Source organism: Longimicrobium sp. (assembly GCA_036387335.1).
Taxonomy (GTDB): Bacteria; Gemmatimonadota; Gemmatimonadetes; order Longimicrobiales; family Longimicrobiaceae; genus Longimicrobium.
The window spans coordinates 1-2,991 of the sequence record DASVTZ010000019.1; the positions used below are offsets into that span (position 1 = coordinate 1).

General features: G+C 71.9%; 3 protein-coding genes. 1 reads left to right on the forward strand and 2 read right to left on the reverse strand.

The features are described 5' to 3' along the window. Both VF647_01715 and VF647_01720 read right to left on the reverse strand, forming a co-directional pair. A partial coding sequence (locus VF647_01715; protein HEX8450779.1) for an LON peptidase substrate-binding domain-containing protein occupies positions 1-1,020 on the reverse strand: 1,020 nt, incomplete at its 3' end. 13 nt (positions 1,021-1,033) lie between these two features. Next, positions 1,034-1,420, reverse strand: a complete 387-nt coding sequence (locus tag VF647_01720) for a DUF1499 domain-containing protein (protein ID HEX8450780.1) — start codon at positions 1,418-1,420, stop codon at positions 1,034-1,036. A gap of 193 nt (positions 1,421-1,613) precedes the next feature. Between VF647_01720 and VF647_01725 the strand changes: the two genes are divergently transcribed. Next, positions 1,614-2,603 carry a sugar phosphate nucleotidyltransferase gene (locus tag VF647_01725; protein HEX8450781.1) on the forward strand — a complete coding sequence of 330 codons (990 nt, stop codon included), beginning with the start codon at positions 1,614-1,616 and terminating at the stop codon, positions 2,601-2,603. Positions 2,604-2,991 lie beyond the last annotated feature (388 nt).

Genomic DNA, 2,991 nt, shown 5'->3' on the forward strand with positions numbered 1-2,991 from the left:
CACCTCCAGGAGGCGGCGCTTGGCCTCGTCCAATCCCAGGTGCTCCTCGTCGATGGCCGCTTCCACGCGCTCCAGCTCGATCCCGTCGCGCTCCGACCGCTGCGTCCAGGGGACGGCGATCAGCGCGTCCAGGTAGGCGCGGATCTCGGACGCTTCGGTGGAGGTGACGGAGGTGGAGCGCAGCCGCTCCGCCTCGCGCCGGGCCAGCGCGGCGATGCGCGGGGGGAGGCTGGCGCGCTCCACCTTGCGCAGCACCTCGTTGGCCTCGCGCTCCACCGGGTCCAGGTCGCCCAGCTCGGCCTGCAGCGCCTGGATGCGCTTGCGGATCTGGTCGCTCCGCTCGCGCCCGCGCGCGGGGAGGGGCGCGGCGCCCGCCGGCGTGCCGTCCGCGCCATCGAGCTGACGAAGGTGCTCCAGCTCTTCCTCAAGAGTGCGCAGCACCACGCGCAGCCGCTCGGCGACGTCAAGCTCCTGCAGGACGGCGTCGCGGTCGGGCACCTTGAAGTTGCAGAGGGTCGCGGCCAGATCGGCGAAGCGCCCGGGGTCGCTGAGGTTCATGCGCAGGATGCGCGGCACCTCGTCGGAGATGCGCTCCACCCGCGCCGCCACGCCGCCCAGCGTGTTGAGGATCTTCTCCACCAGCGGCTCCGCCACTTCGGCGGGCGCGGGCACCTCCTCCACCGGTACGGGAAGGGCGGTGTAGAAGCCGTTCTCCAGCCGAACCTCCTGAAGCCGCGCGCGGCGCAGCCCCTGGAGCGTCACCTGCGTGGTGCCGCCGGGGAGGTTGAGCCGGTCCAGCACGCGCACCACGCTCGCGATCCGCTCCAGCGTCGCCGGCTCCACGGCGCCGTCCTCGTGCGTAGTGGCGGTGGCGACCTCCAGTTCCGGGGCGGGATGGGCGGCCAGTGCCTCCACGTTGGGCCCGAAGCCGATCTGGAGCGCGGTGGCGCCCCCCGGAAAGACCACCGTGCTGCGGATGGGAAGGACCGGAATGCGGTCCGCGGAGCTGGAGCTTTGCATGGGTCTCAGCGGTTCACCTGGACGCCCCCTCGCCCGCGAGGCGGCGGTCAAGCGCGTGCAAGAAGCGGGCGACCCGGCGCCCGTTCGTCCCGAAATCGCCGCGCCCCACGCGTGACGACGAGCGCAGGTCCACCCGCGTCATCCCCTTGTCGTCCAACGAGATGCGGATGACCACGTCGTCGATGAACCCCCACAGCGGCGTGCGTGCCTCGGCGCGGATCGTTCCCGTGCCGGCGGCCTCTTCGGTGATCGTCCACCGGGGCATGGCGCGCGCCGTCTCCAGCGCCGCGCTCCACACCCGCGCGAAGGCGACTGGGTAGGCGCGGCCGCGCAGCCGGGGGTGCGGCGCGTCCGGGCGGGTCTCCGCGACGTTGCGGGTGAAGGCGGTCCAGAGCCCCATGCGGTACCCCTTCGGGCGGAGGATGGCGGAGGGGGGCGCACCCCGTGGGAGGAAGCGGAATGTAGGCGCCCGGCGGGGTGGCGGAAAGCGCGGCGGCGATCGCCGCGCCGCGGTACGGATCGTGCCCCCGGCGGGCGCATCCGTGAACCCCGCAGGGGATGCCACCCACCCGCCTCGTCCGCCCGGAGAACCGATGAAAGTCGTGATGCCGCTTGCCGGCAAGGGCACGCGCCTTCGCCCGCATACGCACGTCACCCCCAAGCCGCTCCTCAAGGTCGGCGACAAGCCCGTGCTCGCCTACATCCTGGACGAGCTGCGCGAGCTCGGCGTGGGCGAGGCGGTGTGCATCACGGGGCACCTCAAGGAGCGCGTGGAAGAGTTCATGGCGCGCGAGTACCCGGACTTCAAGGCCGTGTACGTGGAGCAGGTGGAGCAGCGCGGCACCGGCGACGCCATCGCCCTCGCAGAGCCGTACGTGCAGGAGGACCTTCTGATCATCTTCGTCGACACCCTGTTCGACGCGGACCTCTCGCTCGTCAAGCGCCTTCCGGAGGGCGTGGCCGGGGTGATCTGGGCCAAGGAGGTGGAGGACTACCAGCGCTTCGGCGTGATCGTGACGGACGAGCAGGGCTTCATGCAGAAGATCATCGAGAAGCCCAAGGAGCCGGTCAGCAAGCTGGCCAACATCGGCCTCTACTACATCCGCGACTGGAAGCTCCTCTTCGAGGGGATCCGCCACGTGATGTCCACCGACCCGGGCGTCGGCGGCGAGTACTTCCTGACCGACGCCTTCCAGTACATGGTGGACCACGGCGGCAAGCTGCTGGTGGCGCCGGTGGAGGGATGGTACGACGCGGGGAAGCCGGACACGCTCCTGGAGACGAACCGCCACGTCCTGAGCACCACCCGCGGCCGCTCGCCCGCGCCTGCGGACGGGGTGATCGTCTACGAGCCGGTCCACGTGGCCGACGGCGTCACGCTGGAGAACGCCGAGATCGGCCCCAACGTCACCCTTTCCGCCGGCGTCACCGTGCGCGGCAGCAAGCTCCGCGACACCATCGTGGGCGAGAAGTCGGTGATCGACGGCTGCGACCTGCACGACTCGCTGATCGGGAGCAACGTCCAGGTCACCGGCGTGCGCGGCCAGGTGGACCTGGGCGACCATTCGGTGGTGAAGGCGTAGGGGCCCCACCCCCAGCGTCGCTCCGCGACGCATCCCCCTCCCCCGAAACCGTCCGGGGGAGGGGGTTTTTGCATGCATGGGTGCGCGCCGGCGGGAATCAGCGCGGGGGCGGGCACGGGCAGGGTTTGGGTATGCGGGGCGGGGTTCGGCGCGGGGCAGGGGAGGGCAGACACGCAGGTCTGCCCCTACGGAAATCCGCGCCGCGTGCGGGCGACGGCGCGGCGGCGGGCACGGGCGCGATAAATCGCGCCCCTACAGGATCTGTGCAGCGCGGGCTGCAGTTCTCCCCCTCACCCGCCCTGCGCCCCCGCAGGCGGGGGAGGGGGCCGGGGGGAGGGGGCCCGCCGTGCACCCATCCGCGCGTCCTGCACCGACATACGCCCCCTCT

Excerpts from the sequence above, each read along its gene's own strand:
- VF647_01720 (HEX8450780.1), bottom strand. The coding sequence starts at position 1,420 with ATGGGGCTCTGGACCGCCTTCACCCGCAACGTCGCGGAGACCCGCCCG.
- VF647_01725 (HEX8450781.1), top strand. The coding sequence starts at position 1,614 with ATGAAAGTCGTGATGCCGCTTGCCGGCAAGGGCACGCGCCTTCGCCCG.